This is a genomic window from Natronococcus sp. CG52, assembly GCF_023913515.1.
Taxonomy (GTDB): domain Archaea; phylum Halobacteriota; class Halobacteria; order Halobacteriales; family Natrialbaceae; genus Natronococcus; species Natronococcus zhouii.
Genome location: NZ_CP099391.1, coordinates 826,189 through 848,863, shown reverse-complemented (window position 1 = coordinate 848,863; position 22,675 = coordinate 826,189). Strand labels below are relative to the sequence as shown.

Sequence of the window (22,675 nt, the reverse complement as noted above, 5' to 3'; positions counted from 1 at the left end):
CGACCGAACACGATCGCACCCACGCTGCCATGACCGACCACGACGAAGGTGTCACCACGCTCGCCAAGCAGGGGAGTATCACGTTCGTCGGGAACGTCGTCAACGGCGTGTTCGGCTTCGCCATCGTCATGTTGATGACGCGGTTCGTCGCCCCGTCGGTCTACGGGCTGTGGGTGCTGTCGACGTCGGTGATCCTCTTCACGCAGGTGTTCGCGAGCCTCGGCCTGCCGATGGCGATCGACTACTTCGTCCCCCAGTACTTAGACGAGGACGAACGCGGGAAGGCGAAGGGCGTGATCGTCCAGGTGACCGCGACCGTCCTCGTGACGTCGTCGCTGGTTGCGCTCGGACTCGCACTCAGCGCCGCGTACATCGCCGACGTCTTCCAGGAGCCCGCGATGCGGGTCGGTCTGCTCCTGCTTTCGATTACGATTCCGATGCTGGCGATCTACAACGTCCTGCTCACCTCCTACTACAGCATCAAGAAGCTCCAGTACCGGGTCGTCATGCGCGACCTCGTGCGCCCGGTCGTCCGGTTCTCGATCACCGCGGCGCTCCTGCTCGCCGGCTGGGGGCTGCTCGGACTCGTCGCCGGCTACGTCGTCGGGCTGTTCGTCGCGATCACGGTCGGGGTGGCCGTCTTCACCTACAAGGCGTGGGACCTCCTGACGGCGGAACTCGAACTCGTCGCCCCGTGGCCGATCGTGAAGTACTCGGTTCCGCTGGCGATGACGAGCGTCGTCTTCGTGCTCATGGGTCACGTCGACTACTTCGTGCTCGGATTCTTCCTCTCGTCCGACGACGTGGGGATCTACCGCGTCGGCTACATGCTCGGCTCCGGGCTGATGATCATGTTCAACTCGCTGTCGCCGGTGTTCAAGCCGCTGATCGCCGAAAGCCGCGACGACATCGACCTGGTCGAACAGCGGTTTCGCCTCGCCGCACGCTGGATCGCCGGACTCACCATGCCGATCGCGATCACGCTCTCGCTGGGCGCGAGTTCGTACCTCGCCGTGCTGTACACGCCCCAGTACGCCGAGGCGAACCTCGTCGTCGTCCTCCTCTGCGGCGCGTTTCTGTTCAACGTCACCTTCGGCGGCCCCGACGGCTCCCTGCTCCAGGGGATGGGCTATTCCCGGATTGTCTTCGCCAACACGCTGGTCCTCTTCGGAGCGAACTTCTTCATCTCGGCGGCGCTCGTGCCGATCGTCGGAATCGAGGGCGCCGCGATCGGTTCGGCGACGGCCCTCTTTCTCGTCGGCGGTCTGACGCTCGTCGAAGTCTACTACCTCGACGGCATCCACCCCTTTACCAGGGACTTCGCCAAGGTCGTCGTCGCCGGCGTTCCGGCGATCATCGCCGGCGCACCGGTCGTCTACTTCCTCGACTCCGACCCGCTGATCGTCGCCGCGCTTCCGATCGTCGTCGTGACGACCTACCTCGGGTCGCTGATCGCGAGCGACGCCTTCACCGACGACGACGCCCGGATGGCCGGCGAGTTCAGCCCGACCCTGCGGAAGTGGCTGCCGATCGGTGGCTCCGGCCAGTGACCGTCGCGATCAGTCGTCGACGGGATCGGTGTCGCTCCCCTCACCAGTCGCCGCGTCGCTGACATCCGCCGCACCGTCTCGAGGACCGTCGTCGTCCGACTCGTCGATCACGCCCGTCCGCCACGTGCCGAGTCGGAACCAGCCCACGGCGATGACGAAGGAGGCGACCATCCCGATGGCGAACGCCCACCAGATTCCCTCGACGCCCCAGCCCAGGGCGGCGACCGTCAGCCCGCCCGGCAGCGTCAGGGTCCAGGAGAACGCGAGCACCAGCGCGACGGGGACGCGGAAGATCCACCGCGAGAGAAAAGAGAGAACCATCGCCTCCTTCGTGTTGCCGGCGCCGCGGAACGCTCCCTGGATGACCATCACGCCGGCGAACAGCGCCCAGAACGGTGCCATGATCCGCAGGAAGACGACCCCCTCGGCGATCACCGCGGGATCGGCGACGAAGATCCGCACGGCCTGCGCGGGAAACGCCACGAGGACCGCGGCGATTGCGAAGATGAGGAGCATCGTCCCCGCAGTTGCCGTTCGCGCGACCGCCGCGGCCCTGCCGGGCGTCTTCGCGCCGAGGTTCTGGCCGACGCCGGTCGCCGTCGCGTTGCCGACGGCACCCGAAACCGCCCACGTCACCGACATCAGTCGGACGCCGATCCCGTAGGCTGCGGTCGGTGCGGCGCCGAACCGGGCGACGAAGCCGGCCATCGCGACCGCCGCGAAGCTGCGCGCCCAGCCGTCGATCGTCGCCGGGTAGCCGATGTCGACCAGCCGTTTCTGGATCGAGAGGTCGGGTGTCAGGTCCTCGAGCCGGAGCCGAACGCCGAACCGGCCGTCGAGCAGGATGTAGATGCCGGCGACCGTCGCGAACGCGCGGGCGATGAACGTCGCGACCGCCGCGCCGCGAGTCCCCATCTCGGGGAACGGCCCCCAGCCGAGGATGAAGAACGGATCGAGGACGACGTTGAGTCCCGCCGAGACGAACACGAGCCACATCGCCGTCTTCGTGTCGCCGGCGCCCTGCAGCGACGACCGAAACGCGAAGAAGAGGAACGTCAGCGGCAGGGCGAGGAAGATCACTTCGATGTAGGCGAGCGCCTCGACGAACACCGCATCGCGGGCGCCGATCAGCCACAGGAGCGGCCGCCGGAAGTAGAGGCCGACCGCAGCGAGCACGCTCGAGACGGTGAGCGTGAGCAGGACCGTCTGGGCGACGACCCGATCGGCCATCCGGTCGTCGTCGGCGCCGACGTACTGGGAGACCAGCGCGATGGTCGCCGCGGTGATTCCCATCGCGGTCGAGACAAACATCCACGAGAGGGGAAACATCAGCGAGACGGCGGCGACGGCCTCGCTGCTCACGCGACCGACCCAGAACATGTCCGCGAGGTTGTAAAACGTCTGGAGCAGGTTCCCGAGGACGAGTGGCCAGGCCAGGTGGAGCAGTTTCGTGGGGATCGCCCCCGTCGTCATGTCGACCCGCTTTCGCTCTGTGTCTGCCACGGCGCTCTCGTCCCGTTCCTCGCCCGGACGGCTGAAAAACGCTCGGCTCCCGTGCTCCGTTGCCGCCTCTCGGAGTCACGCCGTCCGGAACCGGGAGCTCTGCGGTCGGGAGCTGCTCGGCCACGGCGGATCGATCGCCGTCTCGACCGCGTGCGTCGGCTTCTCGCCGGCGGAAGATCTCGGGATCGCGCCGCTGGCCAACGCCTCGCCCGGATGCGGGCTCGCGGAACCCGGAAAGGGCGTCTTCGCCGCGCTGATCGGCGAGAATCCCGACGAACTCCCGTTTTTCGCTCGGAAGGATCGGCTCGAGGAACTGGCCGGTGAGTACGAAACCTACCGCGGAATCAAGCGGGTCGAGATGGAGATCGAGGTGGAACGCTCCGCCTGCGAGTCGGCGGCCCGATCGAGGACGGGACGTAGACGCCGGTGATACCGGACGACCGCGAGGCGGGTTCTACACGCTGACGGCCGCAGGTGAGCGCCAGCCGGTCCGGTTCGAGCGCGACAGTGACGATCTGAGCCCGTACGTCGATCGCTGGCGATTGCGCAAGCGCTAGCGCCGGTCCCCCTCTCGTAGGTCCTCGCGCACACGCGAGCGCAATCGCCCGCGAACGCACGCACACCCGCGCTGTCTGCCGGTTTCGTCGAAAGCGTTATCAGATCCTCAGTCGTAACGAGCGACGATGGACGACACTCGCCCGCTGACGCCGAGACCGGGAGGTGATCGACAGTGGAACTGATCATCACGGAGAAGGACAACGCTGCGCGACGGATCGCCGACATTCTTTCCGGCGGCACGTACGACTCGAGCCGCGAGAACGGCGTGAACGTCTACGAGTGGGGTGGAAAGCGCTGCGTGGGACTGTCGGGACACGTGGTCGGCGTCGACTTCCCGTCGGAGTACTCCGACTGGCGAGACGTCGAACCGGTCGAACTCATCGACGCGGACATCGAGAAGACCGCGACGAAGGAGAACATCGTCGCCACGCTGCGGATTCTCTCTCGACGGGCCGAGCGCGTGGCGATCGCGACCGACTACGACCGCGAGGGGGAACTCATCGGCAAGGAGGCGTACGACATCGTTCGCGAGGTCGACGAGGACGTCCCGATCCGTCGGGTGCGGTTCTCCTCGATCACCGAGAACGAGGTCCAGAGCGCCTTCGACGAACCCGACGACCTCGACTTCGATCTCGCCGCCGCGGGCGAGGCGCGCCAGATCATCGACCTCATCTGGGGGGCGGCGCTCACTCGGTTCCTGTCGCTCTCCGCCGGCCAACTCGGAAACGATTTCATCTCCGTCGGCCGGGTCCAGTCGCCGACGCTGAAGCTGATCGTCGACCGCGAGCGCGAGATCGAGGCGTTCGACGCCGAGACCTACTGGGAACTGTTCGGTGACCTCACGAAGAGCGAGGGGGACGGCGCCGAACCGTCCGAGGAAACGACCTTCGAGGCCCAGTACTTCTACCGCGACGAGGACGACAACGAGGCCGAGCGCGTCTGGGAGGAGGCCGTCGCCGACGAGGTCTACGAGACGCTCTCGAGTCGCGACACGGCGACCGTCGTCGACGTCAACCGGCGGACCAGGACCGACTCGCCGCCGACGCCGTTCAACACGACGCAGTTCATCCGCGCGGCGAGCGCGATCGGCTACTCGGCGAAGCGAGCGATGTCGATCGCGGAGGATCTCTACACCGCCGGCTACATGACGTACCCGCGGACGGACAACACCGTCTACCCCGACGATCTGGACCCGGAGGAACTCCTGAAGGAGTTCGTCGGGCACTCGACGTTCGGCGACTCGGCCGAGTCGCTGCTCGAGGCCGACGAGATCGAACCGACGGAGGGTGACGAAGAGACGACCGACCACCCGCCGATCCATCCCACGGGTGAGATTCCGAACCGCGGCGACGTGAGCGACGACGAGTGGGAGATCTTCGAACTCGTCGTCCGGCGATTCTACGCGACCGTCGCCGACGCCGCGATATGGGAACACCTCAAGGTCGTCGCCGAGGTCGAGGACTGTCGGCTGAAGGCCAACGGAAAGCGCCTCGTCGAAGCCGGCTACCACGACGTCTACCCGTACTTCAATACGAGCGAGAACTACGTTCCCGACGTCGAGACGGGCGAGGCGCTCGCGCTCAGCGACGTGGAACTCGAGGAGAAGGAGACCCAGCCACCCCGCCGGTACGGCCAGTCGCGGCTCATCGAGACCATGGAGGACCTCGGGATCGGGACAAAGTCGACCAGACACAACACCCTCGAGAAACTGTACGACCGCGGCTACATCGAGAGCGATCCGCCGCGACCGACGAAACTCGCCATGGCCGTCGTCGACGCGGCCGAGAGCTACGCCGATCGCGTCGTCAGCGAGGAGATGACCGCCCAGCTCGAGGAGGACATGGACGCCATCGCGAACGGCGAGGCGACGCTCGACGACGTCACCGGCGAGTCCAGGGAGATGCTCGAGGAGATCTTCGCGAACCTCGCCGACTCCCGCGAGGAGATCGGCGACCACCTGCGCAAGTCGCTGAAGGACGACAAGCGCCTCGGCCCCTGCCCGGAGTGCGGCGAGGACCTCCTCGTCCGCCAGAGCCGCCACGGGTCGTACTTCATCGGCTGTGACGGCTACCCCGACTGCGAGAACACGCTGCCGCTGCCCTCGACGGGCAAGCCGCTGATCCTCGAACGCGAGTGCGAGGACCACGGGCTCAACGAGGTGAAGATGCTGGCCGGCCGGCAGACGTTCGTCCACGGCTGTCCGCTCTGCAAGTCCGAGGACGCCGGCGAAGGACCGGTGCTGGGTGCGTGTCCGGAGTGCGGAGAAGACCACGACGGAGAGCTCGCGATCAAGACACTCCAGAGCGGTTCGCGGCTGGTGGGCTGTACGCGTTATCCCGACTGCGAGTACTCGCTCCCGCTTCCGCGCCGCGGCGAGATCGAGGTCACCGACGAGCACTGCGAGGAGCACGAACTACCCGAACTCATCATCCACAGCGGCGACGAACCCTGGGAGCTGGGCTGTCCCATCTGTAACTACCAGGAGTTCCAGGCTCGAGAGAGCGAGAGCGGTTCCGATCTCGAGACGCTCGAGGGGGTCGGCGCCAAGACCGTCGAAAAGCTCGCCGATGCGGGTATCGAGAGTCTCGACGACCTGACCGACGCGGACCCCGATTCCGTCGCCGACGACGTGGACGGTATCAGCGCCGACCGCGTTCGAAACTGGCAGGCGAAGGCCTAGCGCGCCGAGCGGCCTCGGTTCCTCGCTTAGTCGCTCCCGTCTCCGGCGTCCGTCTCGTTCTCGCGTTCGGTTCCGGTTCCGGCGTCGGTCTCGTTTCCGGTCCCTGCCTCCTGCTCGTCGGTAGACTCCCCGTCTTCTGACGGGTCGTCACCTTCGCTCCCGCCCTCGTCGCTATCCGCATCGACTTCCTCGGTATCCGTATCGTCCCCGCCCTCGTCGTCCGCCTCGGCCTCGAGAACGGATTCGACGGCGCTGACGAGCGAACTCGCGGCGGTGGTGCCAGTTTCGCGCCAGTGCGCCTCGCCCTCGGCGCCGACGACGATCGTTACGGGGTAGCCGACGGCGCTGTACCGTTGCATGAGATCCGAGGCGTCGTAGCTGACGAAGCCGTCGCCGCCGTGTGTCGTCCACCAGTCGCGGAGGTCGTCGGTAGGGATCTGTTCTCGCGAGTCGTAGGTGACCGACAGGAACGTCACGTCGTCCGGATGGTCCTCCTGCAGTTGCGCTCGAGCCTCGGTGAGACGCGATACCTGCGCCTGGCAGTTCCCGCAGGCGTTCACGAAGAACATGAGAACCGTAACGTCGTCCGACGGAACGGTCAGCGTTCCGGCGTCGCTGCCGCGGGCGTCGATCGTCTCGACTTCGATCGGACCGCCGTCCGAGTCGTCGCCGTCGTCCGCCGTCGACTCGCCGTCCTCGTCGTCCTCGAACGTCGGCGGTCCGTGTCGCAGGAGCGCGCCGGCGCCGGCGAGAACGCCCACGCTCCCGACGCCTGCCACGAGTTCGCGCCGTCTCACCGTCCGCTCACCTCCGGACGAACGCTCGAGGAGGCGTCGTCGAAGGGCGCGACGCGTCGACGCTCGAGCGAGCGATCGGTCCGCGGGGGACGACGTTCGATGCGGCCGGTCGGCCGGCGTCCCGGCGGCTGTTCCATACTCTCCCGTACACGCCGAACGAAAAAGGGTTCACCGGTTCGACTACCGATTCGGCGAGCGACCGGCGGCGAGCGAACGCGGACGAACGGTGGCCGAAGGTATTCGTCAGTTCCCGGAATCGTCGGTCCCTACTCGGAGTCGGAATCCGGATCCGCGACCTCGGGTTCGGCCTCCAGCGCGCGCTCGACGCCGGAGACCATGTTACGCGACGACGTTCCGCCGGTGTCGCGCCAGTGGACCTCGCCGTCACCGTCGACGACGACCACCGTCGGAAACCCCTCGACGTCGTAGTAATCGTTGAGCGAGCCGTCCTCGTCGACTCCGATCGGCCACCGGCCGTCGTGTTCCTCCCACCACTCGGCCAGTTCGTCGTCCGAGGGATCCGGTCCGGACCGCGGATCGATAACCGAGACGAGCCGCACGTCGCCGTCCGAGCCGACCTCGTATCGGGATTCGAGTTCCGATCTGACGTCGCCGATGGTCTCGATCAACCCCTCGCTCGTGGGACAGAGCAGTCGCGTGAAGTTGACGAACGTGACCTGCCCCTCCTGCGGAACGGGCATCGACCCGGCTTCGCTACCCGGCGCGTCGACCGTCGCGACATCGAACGGGGGAGACGCCGCCTCGCTCTCGTCTCCGTCGGCTTCGGTATCGTCGGCCTCACTGTCGTCGTCCTCACTGTCGCTCGAGCCGTCGAGACAGCCGCCGATCGCCACCAGTCCCGCGAGGGAGAGAACGGCGCGCCGCCTCATCGTCCACTCGAGTCAGCGTCTTCCGCGGCCGTCACCGTCTCGAGGACGGGTCTGATCCGAGTCACCGTCGCTACGCTGTCCTGACTGCTGTCCATACTCCCCCTACGACATCCATCAGCAAAGAATCGACGATCGGATCTTCTGCGAGCAGTAGTCGCCGACGCTGCCGGCCGACTGGTGCTCCGCGCAGCCGAGGCGGTCGCTGCGAACCACGACTATCACCAGTAGATATAAGCTCCCACAAGTCAACAACTAGATCGAAAGCCGATCGGGTAACGGCCTCGAGTGCCCCCGCCTGTTCGGATGCCACGCAGACGACTACCCAGAGACGACCGGATTCCAACGATATGATTGCAGACCGATCAACAGACGCACTCACGCACCCGACGCCTCGTTCACAACAATCCCCACGAGCGCCAGTACCCGTACGCAGCGACGAGGGGTGGCGATGAGCCGCGACGTGGTCGAATCGGACTCCGAGTCGACGTCGCTTCCCAACTGTCCGACCTGCGGTTCCCCGATCGCGATGGTGACGATGACCGGCCCGACGGACGGCGTCGCCTCGCCCTGCGGCTGTCAGTTCGTCCCGGAGTCGCTCGAATAGCGCCGAACGAAGACGCGATTCTTTTTACCGTCGCCGACCGATTCGAGAGCGAATCCCGTGCCCCTCGTCACCGCGCTGGCCGGCGTCGTCTTCGGCATCGCGCTCGCCGCACCGCCGGGACCGATGAACGCCATCATCGCCGAAGAGAGCGTCGTCCGCGGCTGGAACGCGGGCTTTCGTGCCGGTCTCGGCGCGATGCTGGCGGACGTGCTCTTCTTCGGCCTCGCGCTGGCCGGCGTCGTCGCGGTGATCGATCGCTACCCCGTCGTCCGGCCCGTGCTCTACCTCGCCGGCGGACTGCTCATGTGTTACTTCGCCGTCGGTGCGATCCGCGAGGCTCGAGCCGCGACGTCCTTTACCGACGGCAGCCACGCGTCCTCGAAGGGCTTTCGCAAGACCTTCGCGCTCTCGCTGACCAACCCCTACCAGATCGGCTTCTGGCTCACCGTCGGCGTCGGCCTGATCCAGTCGGGAACGCTCGATATCTTCGCTCACGTTCCGGGCGTGGGTGCCGCGCTCGAGGGGTTTCTGGTCGTGGAGACAGGCTCACTCGCACTGCTCGCCGGCTTCTTCGGCGGAATCGCGGTCTGGATCGTCGTCTACCCCGCGGCGCTGGTGTCGGCCGGTCGGCGCGTCGACGCCGTCGCACCCGCCGTCGCCGCGCTCAGCGCCGTCGTCTTGGCCGGCTCCGGGCTCGTCTTTCTCGCCGTCGGCGTGCTCCGAGTACTCTGAACGCCCGTCAGTGATCCCCGCACGAACCACTCAGCGATGGCCGGTCGCGATGAGGCGCCAGCAGAACAGTGTGGCGATGGCAGCGTTACGGGTCTACTCGCCCATACCGGCGATCTCGTCCTCGAGCCACTCGCGGAACCACTTGACCCGCTTGAGCCGCCGGTGAGCGATTCCCTCGCCGGTGTCGCTCTGGACCCGCGAGGCGGCGTCGTAGCCGCGCTCGAGAACGCGCTCGACCATCTCGTCGGTCTCCATGTGGGTCCGAGCCTCGTAGCCCATCCGCAACAGCATCAGGGCGGTCCCGTTGGCGCCGATCTTGTCGAGCAGGTCGGCCTCGATGAGACACTGGGTCTCGAGCGCCACGTCGTTCAGGTCGCCCTGGTAGGAGTGCTGTTCGATGGCTCGACACACCTGCTTGATGAACGACTCCGGGTAGCCCGCTCGCGATTCCAGGTACTCGTGGGCGACGCGAGCGCCGGCCTCGGCGTGGAGTTCCTGATCCGTCTCGAGTTTCGCGACGTCGTGAAAGAGCGCGGCGACGCGGGTGACGTCGACGTCCGCTCCCTCCTCGTGGGCGATCTCTTCGGCCAGCGAGACGACGTTCAGAATGTGATTGTGTCGGTACTCCGCGGAGTGCCAGGGGTACCAGCGCATTCGTCCCCCTTCCTCTTCTTTCTCGACGCTTGCTGCGAGATACTCGAAGACGAACTCCTTCATCTCTTCGAACTCGGCGTCAGTTACTCTGGTTTCTTTTATTTCGACGCCCATGAGAGATCCCTCCGCAATAGATGAACGATAGTCATTGGCCGAATGTAAGGTCGTTTCGCTCTTAGGCCTTTGGTTCGGAATGCGATTTGTTAGCAGTTGGTGACCGGGTGACGAACCGATTCGGTTCGAAACCGTTCCGGATACTGGCAAATCGATCGCGGTCCAGTACGGCGGACGGCATCGATGAAAACGTGCCGGAACTTCCGTTAAAGTCAAACAGGCGGCTGGGGAAGGGGGTAGTATGAGCAGCGAACAGGAACAGGAGTCGATTCGGTGTCTCGTCGCCAAAGTCGGTCTCGACGGTCACGACCGCGGGGCGCACGTCATCGCCCGCGCGTTCCGTGACGCCGGGTTCGAGGTCATCTACTCCGGTCTGCACAAGGCGCCCGAGGAGATCGTCCAGGCCGCGGTCCAGGAGGACGTCGACGTGCTCGGAATCTCGATCCTCTCGGGTGCTCACGACACGCTCGTCCCGAAGATCATGGACGGCCTCGAGGAGTACGGCGCCAAGGACGATACGCTCGTGCTCGTCGGCGGCGTCATCCCCGACGAGGACCGTCCGGAACTCGAGGAAGCGGGCGTCTCGGCCATCTTCGGCCCCGGCACGTCGATCGAGGAGACGATCGAGTTCGTCCGCGAGAACGCGCCCGATCGATGAACGCGGACAACGAAGCGCTGCTCGAGGACCTGCTCGCCGGCGAGCACCGCGCGCTGGCCCGGGTCATCTCGAAGATCGAGAACCGCGCGCCGGGCTACCGGGACCTGGTGTCCGCGCTCTACGCTCACACGGGCGACGCCAGCGTCGTCGGGATCACGGGGAGTCCCGGCGCGGGAAAGTCGACGCTCGTCGACAAACTCGCGGAGGAGTACCGGGACCGCGGCGAGACGGTCGGCATCATCGCGATCGATCCCTCCTCGCCCTTCACGGGGGGTGCGGTGCTGGGCGACCGCATTCGGATGGCCTCGACGGTGGGAGACATGGACGTCTTCGTTCGCTCGATGAGCGCGCGCGGGACGCTCGGCGGACTCTCGACCGCGACGGCGGACGCCGTCAAGGCGATGGACGCCTTCGGGAAGGACCGGATCATCATCGAGACGGTCGGCGCCGGCCAGAACGAGATCGACATCGTTCGCACCGCGGACACGGTCGCGGTGCTCGTCCCGCCGGGATCGGGCGACGACGTCCAGACGCTGAAGGCCGGTATCCTCGAGATCGCAGACGTCTTCGTCGTCAACAAGGCGGACCGTCCGGGAGCCGATCGAACGGTGCAAGAGCTGCGAGAGATGATCGAACTCGACTCCGGCGGCGGCTTCGGCGGGGGCGGACACCACGGTGCCGACGCGACGAGCGATCAGAGCGGCACCGCCGTATCGACCCGGGAAGCCACCGAAGACGAGCCGTCCGACCGCTGGACGACGCCCATCGTCGAGACCGTCGCCACCGACGGAACCGGCGTCGAGACGTTCATCGACGAACTCGCCGCCCACCAGAGCCACCTCGTCGACTCCGGTACTCACGCCGAGAAGGCCCGCCAGCGCTACGCCGAGGAGATCCGGACGTTGCTCCGCGAGGACGTTCACGCCATGCTCGAGTCGGAACTCGAGCGCGCCGGCGGTATCGACGACCTCGCCGACGCCGTCCATCGCGGCGAGACGGACCCCTACACGATCGCCGGCGACGTCCTCGAGCCGGTCCGCTCGTGTCTCGGCGAACTCGAGACCGACCGCGACGAGTGACTCGGCGGAGACGGTAGCTGCGGGATCGGCGCGGCCGGTTCTCGACCGCGACCGCCCGCGAGAACGGCGCGGTCTGCTCCCGGCCGCCGAATGCCAACCGCAGGTCTAAGGCACTCGCCGGGGTATCGTTCCGTATGCGAGCCCGAACTGCCCTCGGTGGCATCGTCGGAACCGTCGGCGCGGCCGTCCTCGGCAACCGGCTGCTCAGCGCCCGCGCTCGAGAGTTCGAGCACCAGCTTCCGGGCCTCGAGCGGACGTACCGCTGGCGCGGGGTCGAGACGTCGTACACCGTCGCCGGCGACCCGAACGACGAGGACGTCCTCCTCCTCCACGGCGTTCACGCCGGCGCGAGCAACTACGAGTTCGAGCCGATCGTCGAGCGGTTGGCCGAGGACTACCACGTCGTCGCCGTCGACCTCCCCGGATTCGGCCGGTCGGAGCGGCCGCCGCTGGTCTACTCCGCGACCCTCTACGCCGAGTTCATCCGCGACTTCGCCGAGGAGATCACCGACGAGCCGATCGTCATCGCCTCCTCGCTGACCGGCGCCTTCGCGGTCGACGCGGCCGGCGACACCGAGTTCGACCAGCTCGTCCTGATCTGTCCGACCGCGGATACGGGCGAGAGCCGACCGCGGCTGCGGACGCTCATTCGATCGCCGATCGTCGGCACGACGCTGTTTAACGCCCTCGCGAGCAAACCCTCGCTGCGGTACTTCTACGACCGCGACGGCTACTACGATTCGGACCGGATCGACGAGGACGAGGTCGAGTACGCCTGGAAGAGCGCCCACCAGCCCGGCGCGCGGTACGCACCCGCCTCGTTCGCGTCGGGCACCCTCGACCCCGACTTCGACCTCCAGACCGAATTGGCGGCCCTCGAGACGCCGACCACGCTCGTCTGGGGCCGAGACGCCGAACTCGTCCCGCTCAGCGAGGGCCGGGATCTGGCCGACGCCGCCGACCTCGATCTGGTCGTCATCGACTACGCCACCCAGCTTCCCCACGCCGAGCACCCGGAGAAGTTCGTCGAGTACCTGCTGGTGGAGCTGTTCGATACCGACCTCGGCGCCGACATCGACGTCGATACCGGCTCCGACGGCAACGCGTAGGATCGTCCGCTCGCAGTTCACCTCCTTCCGATCTCGGTCGTCGGCTCAAACTGAGACGGCGAGACCCGGGACCGATCAGTCGTCCGCCGGATCCTGATCGATGACGTTCTCGGAGCCGGGAACGGAGACGTCGTCCTCCTCGCGGAGGAAGATCGACTCCCGGTTTCCGAACGCGAGCACCATCGACGCGGCGGCGACCAGCGTGATGATCGCGAACGGTCCGCCGGTGATGATCGCGGCCGCCTGCAGCGCGTCGACGCCGCCGACGACCATCAGCAGCGACGCGAGCGCTCCGATCAGAAAGCCCCAGATTATTCGGTTGATCGTCGAGGGTTCCTCCTCGCCGCCCGCGGTCAGCATGCCGAGCGCGAGCGTCGAGGAGTCCGCCGAGGTGATGAAAAACGTCGTCACCAGCAGGAGGAACAGTACGGTCAGCACGCCGCCGAGCGGGAGCGCCTCGAATAAGGGGTAGCCCGCGCCGGCCTCGTCGTGGACGGCGATCGCGCCGAGGATGTCGGCCTGGCCGGTCTGCTGGAAGAAGATCGCCGAGCCGCCCATCGTCGCGAACCACGGGATCGTGATGCTGGTCGAGGCGAGGACGCCGGTGACGGCGACCTGTCGAACGGTCCGGCCCCGCGAGATTCGCGCGATGAACAGCCCGACGAAGGGGGCCCACGAGAACCACCACGCCCAGTAAAAGATCGTCCAGCCGCCGACCCAGCCGGCGACGCTCGAGCTCTCGCTAGCGTCCGCGCCGGTGTAGAAGCTCATCGTGATGAAGTCGTCGATGTAGCCGCCGAGCGCCTCCGTTCCCAGCGCCATGATGTACCGCGTCGGCCCGAGCAGGAAGGTCAGGATCAGCAACAGGCCGAACAGTGCGAGGTTGAAGTAAGCGATCCGCCGGATCCCCTTCCGAACGCCGAGGGCCACCGAGACGGTGAACGCGACCGTCAGCCCGGTGATGACGAGTACGGTCCCAGCATCTCCGACCGCGGTGCCGGTCGTCCACTCGATGCCCGTGAGAAACTGGTCGCCGACGAAGCCGAGGGTGGCCGCGACGCCGCCGATCGTCGCGAACACCGCGAGAATGTCGACGGCCTTTGCGATCGGCCTGTCGAGGTTGTCCTGTCCGAGCCAGGGAACGAGGATCGTCGAGATACGCATCGGCGCGTCGTACCGGTAGCCGTAGTACGCGATCGGAATTCCGAGTACGACGTAGGCGGTCCACGCGGAGATTCCCCAGTGAAAGAACGTATACTGGATGGCGCCGACGGCAGCCTCGGGGGTGTGCGACTCGGCGCCGACGAACGGCGAGACGGCGTCGTAGTGGAAGATCGCCTCGGCGGGGCCCCAGAAGACGACTCCCGCCGCGATTCCCGCCGAGTACAGCATCGCGAAGTACGCGGGAAAGCTGAACGCCGGCTCCTCGCCGTCCTTCCCGAGCGTGATGTTGCCCCACGGGCTGAATATCAGGAAGCCGACGAAGACGACCAGGACGAACATGACCAGCAGGTACGCCCAGCCGAAACTCGCCTGGAGGAATTCGTTCGCTCTCTCCATCTGGCTGGCAGCGGCCTCGTCTCTGAACGCGAACGCGAGTACCGCGAGCAGCGTCACGGCGAAACCGGCGCCGAAGACGGTGTAATCGAGTTCGTCGGTAAACCGCTGCCAGGCGTTTCGGATACCGCTCATTCGTACATCACCGCTGAACGCCACGAATCGTGGATCATGTGTGTAGGGGTTCGTCTCGCTTCGGTGACCGGTGGAACGGTATACGCGAGTCCAGTCGTGATCGCGATCTCATCGTACGGCGCGAATCTCCGTTCCTGCGGCGTCTTGCTCGCTGTTCATCGACGTCCGTGCCGGTTCGCGTCGTGGTTCCCAGTTGCGTGATACCGTCGAATAGCTCGTTTTTCACGGTGGTACTCGAGGAGGACACCCTCCCCGTCGCCGCCCGATCGCGGACGTGGCGACCGAGACTGCTGATACGCCGTACGCCTCGAGCAAACGGATCTGCGGCTCGATAGTACCCCGATAGTACCGACAGACGCACTTGAAGCTGTGGCGTTCGCACTCGTGTTGGTCTTATCGGGCCCCGTCGTCCATCTCTCATCACTGTCGAACTCGCGCTCGAATGCCGAATATCCGGTCCGGATCGATTACGTGTCGATCAGAACAGCGGTTCCGGAACCGCCGGCGGTGTCCGTTTGTGAGCGCTCTCCTCGTGGAGCTGTTCGACGTGCTTGACGCCGTCGACGGGCGTTTCGGTCAGCCGCGAGACGACCGACGCCGGAAGGTTGCCGTCGATGTAGAAGGCGAGTACGGCGTCGAGCGTGTCGTAGCCGAGACCGAGTTCCTCCTCGTCGGTCTCGTAGTCGACCATGCCGCCGGTCGGCGTCTTCCGGACGATCGACTCGGGAACGCCGAAGTGAGCGGCGACCTGTCGGACCTGCTGTTTGTACAGGTTACCCAGCGGGTTACAGTCGACGCCGCCGTCGCCGTACTTGGTGACGTAGCCCGTCGCGAGCTCCGCGCGGTTCCCGGTGCCGAGCACGAGTCGATTCTCGCGGTTGGCGATGAGGTAGATTAGCGTCATCCGCACGCGGGCGCTGGTGTTGCCGACGTACCGACCCTCCCAGTGATCCTCCGAGGGGTTGTCGGTCTCGGCGTCGCCCTGCTCCAGGACCTCCTCCATGATCGAATCGATGCCGATCACGTCGTAATCGATCCCGAGGTCCTCCGCGACGCGTTCCGCGTCGCTCATGTTCTCCTCCTCGTTTACCTCCTTGGGGAGGAGGACGCCGTGGACGTTGTCGGCGCCGAGCGCCTCGACTGCGAGGTGAGCGGTTGCCGTACTGTCGATCCCACCGGAGAGCGCGATTTCGGCGCCGTCGGCGCCCATCGAGTCGACCCGTTTCTGAATAAAATCGGTAAGGTGGTCGACCTGTGCTTCGATCTCGTCTTCCGCAAATCGGAGGTCGACCGGTTCGATCTCGTCCTGGGTCTGCTCGTAGAGATTCGCCATGTGAACGCCCGTATAACTGACTGGTTCGCAGAAAAGGGACAGGCTTTCTATCTCATCGAGCGGGTCTGAACCGTACGATTTCGGTACCGGTCCGGCCCGTTATTTCGTCGCCGTCGGGCTGTTCGCCGGCGGACTGCTGGTAGTCGACGAACTGCACCTCGACGACCACCGCCTCGCCGGTTTCGGCGGCGCTACGGTCGCACAACTCGTTCTCGAGTCCCGGATACTCGCTGTCGGTCGGTTTTGCGACGTGGACGGTGACGGTCTGCCGTTCGTCGAAGACGCCCCGACTCGTGTACTCCGCGGAGACGGAGACCGGTTTCAGTTCGTCGTGGCGGGGTTCCTCGAGGGCGCCCTCGATCTCGGGCTGAGCGGTGTTCTCGAAGGCGAGGTGCTGAACCGTCGCGAACACGGTGAGCGCGTCGACGAACGCGTAGACTCGGCCTGGACGGACAGCGAGAGATCCTCCCGGACGGAATCGAGCAGCGCCGTCCGGTAGCCGACCGCGTAAAACGCGAGGGAGGCGGTCACCATCGCGCCGACGATGACGATCGCCGAGTCGAACGGCAGTCCCGCCGTCGCGACCGCGCCGGCGAGCGCCGCGAACACCGCGTGGGAGACCCGACCGGGCTGCAGATCCTGCACCTTCGCGCGCAGTTCGCGGCGAGTGATTCCGCGCTGGTTGCGCGGCCCCTCGCCGAACCGGCCCGAAACCTCGTCGGTTTCGACGCCGATCGCCGCCTCCACGTCGATGATACCGACGTACTGATCCCGTTCGACTCCCTCCCCGCGCAGTTCCTGTAACACGCCGTCGACCGCGCCGGTCGGGACGAGGATGTACGCGATCGAGTGATCCCCGCCCGTCGCGTCGTCGCCGGGCTTCGTCCCGCGCTGTCGACGACGAAACGCTCGAGCTCGAGCGAGTCACAGGCGTCGATCACGTCCGTGCGACGGTCGGTAGCGACTTTCAGTTCTAAGAGACCCGTTCTTCCGAGAGTACACGGAGACGCCCGCCGACCGACGTGACGATTGCGGCTTCGCTATCGATCTCCTGGGTCCTGAGACTAGTGGAACGTTTGGACGGCGGTCGTACACCGTCTCGCTGCCGGTCGAGAACGCGGGCGGACGTGACTTCAGATCGGGCTGAATCCGAGAACGCGCTCGCCGGTCGTCTCCGAAACCGTGATCTCGAGTTCGACTTCGAGCCCGTTCTCGACCGTCTCGAGGTTGACGCCGACGACCTGTCCGGTCACCCGGACGGGACCGAAGCGTGCGACAGCCGTCGCGTACGGTGCGTCTTCCTCGAACGCCGGCGTCGGGACGTGCGTGACGGTGAACGTCTCGATCTCGCCGGTGCCGGGCAGCGGAACCTCCTCGAGCTCCGTCGCGCCGCACTCGGGACAGACGCGACGCGGCGGGAGCGAGCCGTGATCGTTCGGACACTCGAGGGCGTACGCCTCGTCCGCTTCGGCGGCGTCGAGCCACTCGTCGAAGCCGGCGTCCTGAACTTCGGACTCGTCGTCGCTCATTGATCGCTCACCTCCAGGACGTGAACCGTCGCACTCGCGACGGTGCCACCCGCGTTGTGGGCGACGCCGGTCGTCGCGTCCGGGACGAACTCGCTGTTGGGGTGGTCGCCCGACAGGAGCGCGGCGAGTTCGGCGATCTGGGAGGCGCCGGTCGCGCCGACGGGGTGTCCCTTCGCCTTGAGGCCGCCCGAGAGGTTGACCGGCGTCTCGCCGTCTGCGGTCGTCCGTCCGTCGCGGGCCGCCGAGATTCCCTCGCCGACGGACTCGAGGTCGAGCGCCTCGATCGCGAGCACCTCGGCGATGGTAAAGCAGTCGTGGACCTCGGCGACGTCGACGTCGCCGGCGTCGATTCCGGCGTCAGCGTACGCCTCCTCGCCGGCGTCGCGGGCGGCAGGGGAGCGAGCGAGGAACTCGCGGTCGTGTAGCGCCATCCGGTCGCCGCCCTGGCCCGTCCCCGAGATCGAAACCGGTGCGTCGAGACCGTGTTCCGCCGCGTACTCGTCGCTGACGAGAACGACCGCGGCGGCGCCGTCCGAGATCGGACAGGAGTCGTAGAGACCGAGCGGCTCCGAGACCGGCGGCGCCTCGAGCACGTCCGCTACCTCGATCGCGCTCTGGTACTGGGCCTTCTCGTTGGTGAGGGCGTTCTCGTGGTTCTTGACGGCGATGTGGGCCAGATCCTCGTGCTCGCCGCCGTACTCGTCGAAGTACGCCTGGGCCATCAGCGCGTAGGCGCCGGGGAACGTCATCCCGGCGCGGACCTCCCAGAGGTCGTCGGCGGCGATCGCGAGCGCCTCGGTCGCGCCCGCCGTTCCGAGGTTGGTCATCCGTTCGGCGCCGCCGACGAGGACGACGTCGTCCTCGCCGTTGCGGATCCGCATTACGGCGTCGCGAACGGCGGTACCGCTCGAGGCGCAGGCCGACTCGTAGCGGGTCGCCGGCGCCTGGACGCCCGCAGCCTCCGCCATCAGCGGGCCGTGGTGGCCCTGGTGTTCCGACAGCTCTCCCATGAAGTTGCCGTAGAGAAGCGCGTCGACGTCCTCCCTGGAAACACCGCCGTCATCGAAGGCGGCGATAGTCGCCTCCGAGAATAGGTCCCGGCTCGTCCGCTCGGGACTGTGCCCGAACGCGGTCAGTCCGGCGCCTGCGACACGTACGTCATGCATACACACTCCTTGCAGGTGGATCCGTTAATACCCCGCGGTTAATATCTCAACGCCGGCCGCGACAGACGCCAGAACCCGTGAATTTACTCCGTGCCGAGTGTATTCTCGGAAGTCCCCGACGAGTTTCCACGCGTTTATGACACTCTCGATCGCACGTGAGACCATGACACCCGTTTCGTTCGATACCGATCTTCTCGAGGAACTTACCGAGACGAGCGGCGTTCCCGGCTACGAGGACCGCATCCGCGAACTCGTCGTCCGGGAGTTCGAAGAGAACGTCGACCGCGTTCGCACCGACGCGATGGGGAACGTAGTGGGGACGCTCGAGGGCGATTCCGACTACTCGGTCGCCGTCGCCGCCCACATGGACGAGATCGGTTTCATGGTTCGTCACGTCCGGGGCAGCGACGACGGCTTCGGTTTCGTCGAACTCGACGCCCTCGGCGGCTGGGACGCCCGCGTCCTCAAGGCCCAGCGCGTGTCGATCCACACCGAAGACGGCGACATTCCCGGCGTAATCGGCTCGCCGCCGCCACACACGTTAGACGACGAGGAGCGAGAGAAGACGCCCGAGGTGGAGGACGTCGCCGTCGACGTCGGCCTCCCCTACGAGGAGGCGACCGTGCGGATCTCCCGCGGGGACCTCGTCACGATGGACCAGACGACCGAACGCGTCGGCGAGACGATCACCGGAAAGGCGCTCGACGACCGCGTCTGCCTGTTCGCGATGCTCGAGGCCGCCCGCCGGCTCGAGGATCCCGACGTCACGATCCACTTCTGCGCGACGGTCCAGGAGGAGGTCGGCCTGCGCGGCGCGAACGCGCTCGGCGTCGACGTCGACCCCGACCTCGCGATCGCGCTCGACGTCACCATCGCCAACGACGTTCCCGGTTTCGACGACGGCGAACACGTGACCGACCTCGGCGAGGGCACCGCGATCAAACTCAAGGACTCGAGCGTCATCACGAACCCGAAGGTCCACCGGCGGCTGAAGGCCGTCGCCGAGAGCGAAGAGATCGACTACCAGCTCGAGATCATGCCGGCCGGCGGCACCGACACCGCCGGCTTCCAGAACACCGCCGGAGCGAAGCCCGTGGGGGCGATTTCGGTTCCGACCCGGTATCTCCACACCGTGACCGAGACCGCTCACGTCGACGACGTCGCAGCCACGATCGACCTCCTCGAGGCGTTCCTCGCGACCGAGGACGGTGACCACGAGTACACGCTGTAATCTCGCAGTGGACTCGAGAACGGAATCCGACTAATCCGGCAGGCGAGCGACCGAGAACCAGAACGTCTCGATCAGTTCGACCCGATCGACGAGTTCGTTCGGATCGACGGGTTTCGTCAGGTAAGCGTTCGCTCCCGCCGCGTAGGCTCGTCGAATATCCCCTTCCTCGCTCGAACTCGAGAGAACGATAACCGGGATCCGACCGTGTTCCGGATCAGATTTCAGTTCGTTCAGGACCTCGTGACCGTCGGTCTGGGGAAGGTTCAGATCGAGGAGGATCAGATCCGGTTGCGAGGCGTCCTCGAACCCGTCTCGCCGGTAGATGAAGTCGAGCGCGTCGTTCCCGTCGGTGACGACGTGGAGTCGGTGTGGGATCTCGGTAACGTCGAGGGCCTCCCGGAGTAACCTGATATCGCCGGGATTGTCTTCGACGAGGAGGATGTCGGCGTCGTCGGTTCGCTCCCCGTCCGACGAATCGGGTTCGCGAGCCGACGCGTCGCGATCGTTCATCGCCTCGCGTGCGTGGCCTGCCGGTCGACGAGTGCCGTACGCGGACCCCTAACGGCGGGATCGTCGTAGCCTTGCTCGTGAATCGTCGGCTGTGGCTGGCTCGGGTGTTCCATACCAGTTCGGACGAGACTGGGGTAAGTGAGGATGGTGACTACCTATGTAACGTTTTTATATAGTTCCCCGAGAGTATGACGCGCTCTCCAGAGGAGGCGGCTGGGCTACAGGGCCGCCGTAACCTCGTCGAGCGCCGCGGTCTCGACGAAGACGATTACGTGATCGCCGCGTTCGACGACCGTCTCGCCGCGCGGCGTGATCAACTCCCCGTCGCGAGTGATCGCGCCGACGACGACGCCGTCCGGAAGGTTCGCTATCACGTCACGGATGCGGTTTCCAGCGAGCATGCTCTCCACGCCGATCTCGATCTCGAGGACCTCCGCGCGGTCGTGCTCGAGCATGGCGACGTTCTCCGTTCGGTACTCGCGGGTGAAGCGAGTGATCTCCTCGGCCGTCACGAGCCGCGGGTTGACCGCGACGTCGATCCCGACCGTCTCGAAGAGATCGACGTGTCTGGCGGACTCGACGACGCCGATCGTCCGCTTGGCCCCGATCCGTTTCGCGAGCAGCGCCACGAGGAGGTTGCGCTCGTCGCTGTTCAGGGCGGCGACGACGATGTCCGACTCGTCGACGTGTTCGCGAACGAGGAAGTCGACGTCGGTGGCGTCGCTCTCGAAGACGAGCGTTTCCGGGAGTTCCTCGGCCAGTTCCCGCGCCCGATCGGGGTCGTGTTCGATCAGCCGCGGTTCGATCCCCTCGGCCTCGAATAGCCGGGCCGTCTGATAACCGATCTCGCTCCCGCCGACGATGACGATGTCGTCAGCGTCCTCGAGTACCGGTTCGGGCGTCAACACGTTGGCGAACCCGCGGACACTCCGCCGGGAACCGATGACGACGACCCGATCGCCCTCCCGGAGGCGCGTCTCGCCTCTCGGAACGACGACCTCGTCGCCGCGAAACAGCGCCGCGAAGGTGAGCGACTCGAACTGGTCGGCCTCCGAGACGGTCTGGCCGGTGACCGGGCTCTCGGATCCGACGGTAAACTCCGCCATGTGAACGACTCCGTTCGCGAAGGTTTCGACGTCGTGTGCGTTCGGTAGCCCGGCGATCCGGACGATCGTCTCTGCCGTATGGAGGTCGGTACAGACCATGAAGTCGACGCCGAAGGCCCTCTCCGACCGTTCCCAGGTCCGCAACAGCTTGGTCTTCTTGATCCGAGCGATGGTGAACGGGTCGTCGATCGCCTTCGCGGCCCCGCAGATAACGATGTTCGTCTCGTCGACGTCGGTGCTCGCGATGACCATATCCGCGTCCTCGATCCCCGCCTCCTCGAGCGTCTCGATCGAAGTCCCGTCGCCCTCGACCGCCAGCACGTCGTGAGAGTAGGTGATCTCCTCGATACGATCCTCGTCCGTGTCGATCACGACGACCTCGTGATCGTCGTCGAGGCTCTCGGCGATGTTCGACCCGACCTCACCCGCACCGACGACGATTACGTACACGAGCGTGTCACCCGCAGTCGTAGCTGTGCATCGAGTTGCGTCACACCCGTAGTACGGTACCGAGGGAAAAGTGCATTCGCCTCGTGAGGAACGGTCGAACCGCTTACGGCATCTCGTGAACCGTCAACTCCACGTCGCGGGGCTCGCCCTCGATATCCGCGACCAGCCGCTGGACCACCGTCTCGGCCTCGTCGATGATTCGGGGTTCGACCTTCCCGACGACCCAGTCCAGCGAGACGAACCGCGGCAGCGAGAGCGCGCTCTCGTCCGCCGAGTACGGATCGTACACCGCCTCGAAGTAGATCCGACTCGCCGTCTCGACGCCGTCGGGCGCCGATTCGGGTTCGGGCTCGACGCGCCACTCCCCTCGGGCGTCGACGTTGTTGAGCAGTCGCCACTCGAGCGACGCCGGAGCGTCGATCTCGGTCACCTTCGAACGAGCGGTGTAGTTGAGTTTCCACCAGCTGAGCCGCAGATCGTAGACGGAGCCGACGTCGCCGTCGCCGTGGACGCGAACGTCCTTCAGGTGCTCCGAGTATCGAGGGTAGTCGGCGAACGATCGAACGTACGGGAACACCTCCTCGGGAGGGCGGTGAGCGACCGTACTGAGCAGAATCCTGTCCACGGACGACGTACGCCGGCTCCGGTAGTAAGGATTACCATCCGGAGACTCACGATCACCGACGGGACGGAAGTCGAGGCTCGACGCGAAATGGCACCCGGCGTTGAC

General features: G+C 66.2%; 24 protein-coding genes. 10 read left to right on the top strand and 14 right to left on the bottom strand.

Features of this window, described 5'->3' with window-relative positions:
• The first annotated feature begins 29 nt into the window (after positions 1 to 29).
• A complete protein-coding gene (locus tag NED97_RS04410; RefSeq protein WP_252489511.1) occupies positions 30 to 1,550 on the top strand; it encodes a flippase in 1,521 nt (506 codons plus the stop codon).
• 9 nt (positions 1,551 to 1,559) lie between these two features.
• Here the strand turns inward: NED97_RS04410 and NED97_RS04405 are convergent, their stop codons facing one another.
• On the bottom strand, positions 1,560 to 3,023 hold the full coding sequence (locus NED97_RS04405) for an MATE family efflux transporter (protein ID WP_252490570.1): 1,464 nt from the start codon (positions 3,021 to 3,023) through the stop codon (positions 1,560 to 1,562).
• A 19-nt stretch (positions 3,024 to 3,042) separates the two neighbouring features.
• Here NED97_RS04405 and NED97_RS04400 point away from each other — a divergent pair, with 19 nt between their 5' ends.
• The 3 genes from NED97_RS04400 to NED97_RS04390 all read left to right on the top strand — a co-directional run bounded on the left by NED97_RS04400 (position 3,043) and on the right by NED97_RS04390 (position 6,291).
• Entirely contained in the window at positions 3,043 to 3,483 is a 441-nt protein-coding gene (locus tag NED97_RS04400) for a hypothetical protein (RefSeq protein ID WP_252490671.1), read from the top strand.
• Positions 3,374 to 3,610 carry a hypothetical protein gene (locus NED97_RS04395; protein ID WP_252489510.1) on the top strand — a complete coding sequence of 79 codons (237 nt, stop codon included), beginning with the start codon at positions 3,374 to 3,376 and terminating at the stop codon, positions 3,608 to 3,610. Before NED97_RS04400 ends, NED97_RS04395 begins: the two co-directional genes overlap by 110 nt.
• Positions 3,611 to 3,783: 173 nt before the next feature.
• Complete coding sequence (locus NED97_RS04390; protein WP_252489509.1) at positions 3,784 to 6,291, top strand: DNA topoisomerase I; 2,508 nt, start codon at positions 3,784 to 3,786, stop codon at positions 6,289 to 6,291.
• A 26-nt stretch (positions 6,292 to 6,317) separates the two neighbouring features.
• Here the strand turns inward: NED97_RS04390 and NED97_RS04385 are convergent, their stop codons facing one another.
• The 3 genes from NED97_RS04385 to NED97_RS04375 form a co-directional block, all read right to left on the bottom strand.
• Positions 6,318 to 7,088, bottom strand: a complete 771-nt coding sequence (locus tag NED97_RS04385; RefSeq protein WP_252489508.1) for a TlpA family protein disulfide reductase — start codon at positions 7,086 to 7,088, stop codon at positions 6,318 to 6,320.
• Entirely contained in the window at positions 7,085 to 7,225 is a 141-nt protein-coding gene (locus NED97_RS04380; RefSeq protein WP_252489507.1) for a hypothetical protein, read from the bottom strand. Before NED97_RS04380 ends, NED97_RS04385 begins: the two co-directional genes overlap by 4 nt.
• Positions 7,226 to 7,354: 129 nt before the next feature.
• The gene (locus NED97_RS04375) at positions 7,355 to 7,978 is read right to left on the bottom strand and encodes a TlpA family protein disulfide reductase (RefSeq protein WP_252489506.1); all 624 of its coding nucleotides are present in this window, start codon (positions 7,976 to 7,978) and stop codon (positions 7,355 to 7,357) included.
• A 448-nt stretch (positions 7,979 to 8,426) separates the two neighbouring features.
• On the opposite strand from NED97_RS04375, the gene NED97_RS04370 reads away from it, so the two are divergent.
• Positions 8,427 to 8,582 (top strand): hypothetical protein, encoded by a 156-nt coding sequence (locus tag NED97_RS04370; protein WP_252489505.1) that lies wholly within the window; start codon positions 8,427 to 8,429, stop codon positions 8,580 to 8,582.
• A 57-nt stretch (positions 8,583 to 8,639) separates the two neighbouring features.
• Positions 8,640 to 9,314: a LysE family translocator gene (locus NED97_RS04365; RefSeq protein WP_252489504.1), complete on the top strand. Its 675-nt coding sequence runs from the start codon at positions 8,640 to 8,642 to the stop codon at positions 9,312 to 9,314.
• Positions 9,315 to 9,407: 93 nt separating this feature from the next.
• Here the strand turns inward: NED97_RS04365 and NED97_RS04360 are convergent, their stop codons facing one another.
• Positions 9,408 to 10,082, bottom strand: coding sequence for an HD domain-containing protein (locus NED97_RS04360; RefSeq protein WP_252489503.1), 675 nt, complete (start codon positions 10,080 to 10,082; stop codon positions 9,408 to 9,410).
• A gap of 241 nt (positions 10,083 to 10,323) precedes the next feature.
• On the opposite strand from NED97_RS04360, the gene NED97_RS04355 reads away from it, so the two are divergent.
• The 3 genes from NED97_RS04355 (at position 10,324) to NED97_RS04345 (ending at position 12,928) form a co-directional block, all read left to right on the top strand.
• A complete protein-coding gene (locus tag NED97_RS04355) occupies positions 10,324 to 10,740 on the top strand; it encodes a cobalamin B12-binding domain-containing protein (protein WP_252489502.1) in 417 nt (138 codons plus the stop codon).
• The gene (gene meaB / locus NED97_RS04350; RefSeq protein ID WP_252489501.1) at positions 10,737 to 11,819 is read left to right on the top strand and encodes a methylmalonyl Co-A mutase-associated GTPase MeaB; all 1,083 of its coding nucleotides are present in this window, start codon (positions 10,737 to 10,739) and stop codon (positions 11,817 to 11,819) included. Before NED97_RS04355 ends, meaB begins: the two co-directional genes overlap by 4 nt.
• 134 nt (positions 11,820 to 11,953) lie before the next feature.
• Positions 11,954 to 12,928 (top strand): alpha/beta fold hydrolase, encoded by a 975-nt coding sequence (locus NED97_RS04345; RefSeq protein WP_252489500.1) that lies wholly within the window; start codon positions 11,954 to 11,956, stop codon positions 12,926 to 12,928.
• 75 nt (positions 12,929 to 13,003) lie between these two features.
• Here NED97_RS04345 and NED97_RS04340 read toward each other — a convergent pair whose 3' ends face one another.
• The 6 genes from NED97_RS04340 to NED97_RS04315 all read right to left on the bottom strand — a co-directional run bounded on the left by NED97_RS04340 (position 13,004) and on the right by NED97_RS04315 (position 18,648).
• Positions 13,004 to 14,620 carry a BCCT family transporter gene (locus tag NED97_RS04340; RefSeq protein WP_252489499.1) on the bottom strand — a complete coding sequence of 539 codons (1,617 nt, stop codon included), beginning with the start codon at positions 14,618 to 14,620 and terminating at the stop codon, positions 13,004 to 13,006.
• 478 nt (positions 14,621 to 15,098) lie between these two features.
• Positions 15,099 to 15,953 (bottom strand): NAD+ synthase, encoded by an 855-nt coding sequence (locus tag NED97_RS04335; protein WP_252489498.1) that lies wholly within the window; start codon positions 15,951 to 15,953, stop codon positions 15,099 to 15,101.
• A 52-nt stretch (positions 15,954 to 16,005) separates the two neighbouring features.
• Entirely contained in the window at positions 16,006 to 16,365 is a 360-nt protein-coding gene (locus NED97_RS04330) for a hypothetical protein (RefSeq protein WP_252489497.1), read from the bottom strand.
• Entirely contained in the window at positions 16,275 to 16,760 is a 486-nt protein-coding gene (locus NED97_RS04325) for a hypothetical protein (RefSeq protein ID WP_252489496.1), read from the bottom strand. Before NED97_RS04325 ends, NED97_RS04330 begins: the two co-directional genes overlap by 91 nt.
• 326 nt (positions 16,761 to 17,086) lie before the next feature.
• The gene (locus tag NED97_RS04320; RefSeq protein ID WP_252489495.1) at positions 17,087 to 17,482 is read right to left on the bottom strand and encodes a Zn-ribbon domain-containing OB-fold protein; all 396 of its coding nucleotides are present in this window, start codon (positions 17,480 to 17,482) and stop codon (positions 17,087 to 17,089) included.
• A complete protein-coding gene (locus NED97_RS04315) occupies positions 17,479 to 18,648 on the bottom strand; it encodes a thiolase C-terminal domain-containing protein (protein WP_252489494.1) in 1,170 nt (389 codons plus the stop codon). The genes NED97_RS04320 and NED97_RS04315 overlap by 4 nt, the downstream gene beginning before the upstream one ends.
• A gap of 163 nt (positions 18,649 to 18,811) precedes the next feature.
• On the opposite strand from NED97_RS04315, the gene NED97_RS04310 reads away from it, so the two are divergent.
• Positions 18,812 to 19,879: a M42 family metallopeptidase gene (locus NED97_RS04310; protein WP_252489493.1), complete on the top strand. Its 1,068-nt coding sequence runs from the start codon at positions 18,812 to 18,814 to the stop codon at positions 19,877 to 19,879.
• A 30-nt stretch (positions 19,880 to 19,909) separates the two neighbouring features.
• On the opposite strand, the gene NED97_RS04305 is transcribed toward NED97_RS04310, so the two are convergent.
• The 3 genes from NED97_RS04305 to NED97_RS04295 form a co-directional block, all read right to left on the bottom strand.
• Positions 19,910 to 20,389: a response regulator gene (locus NED97_RS04305; RefSeq protein ID WP_252489492.1), complete on the bottom strand. Its 480-nt coding sequence runs from the start codon at positions 20,387 to 20,389 to the stop codon at positions 19,910 to 19,912.
• A gap of 218 nt (positions 20,390 to 20,607) precedes the next feature.
• Positions 20,608 to 21,945 (bottom strand): Trk system potassium transporter TrkA, encoded by a 1,338-nt coding sequence (gene trkA / locus NED97_RS04300; RefSeq protein WP_252489491.1) that lies wholly within the window; start codon positions 21,943 to 21,945, stop codon positions 20,608 to 20,610.
• Between the two features lie 103 nt (positions 21,946 to 22,048).
• On the bottom strand, positions 22,049 to 22,570 hold the full coding sequence (locus NED97_RS04295; protein WP_252489490.1) for an SRPBCC family protein: 522 nt from the start codon (positions 22,568 to 22,570) through the stop codon (positions 22,049 to 22,051).
• Positions 22,571 to 22,675 lie beyond the last annotated feature (105 nt).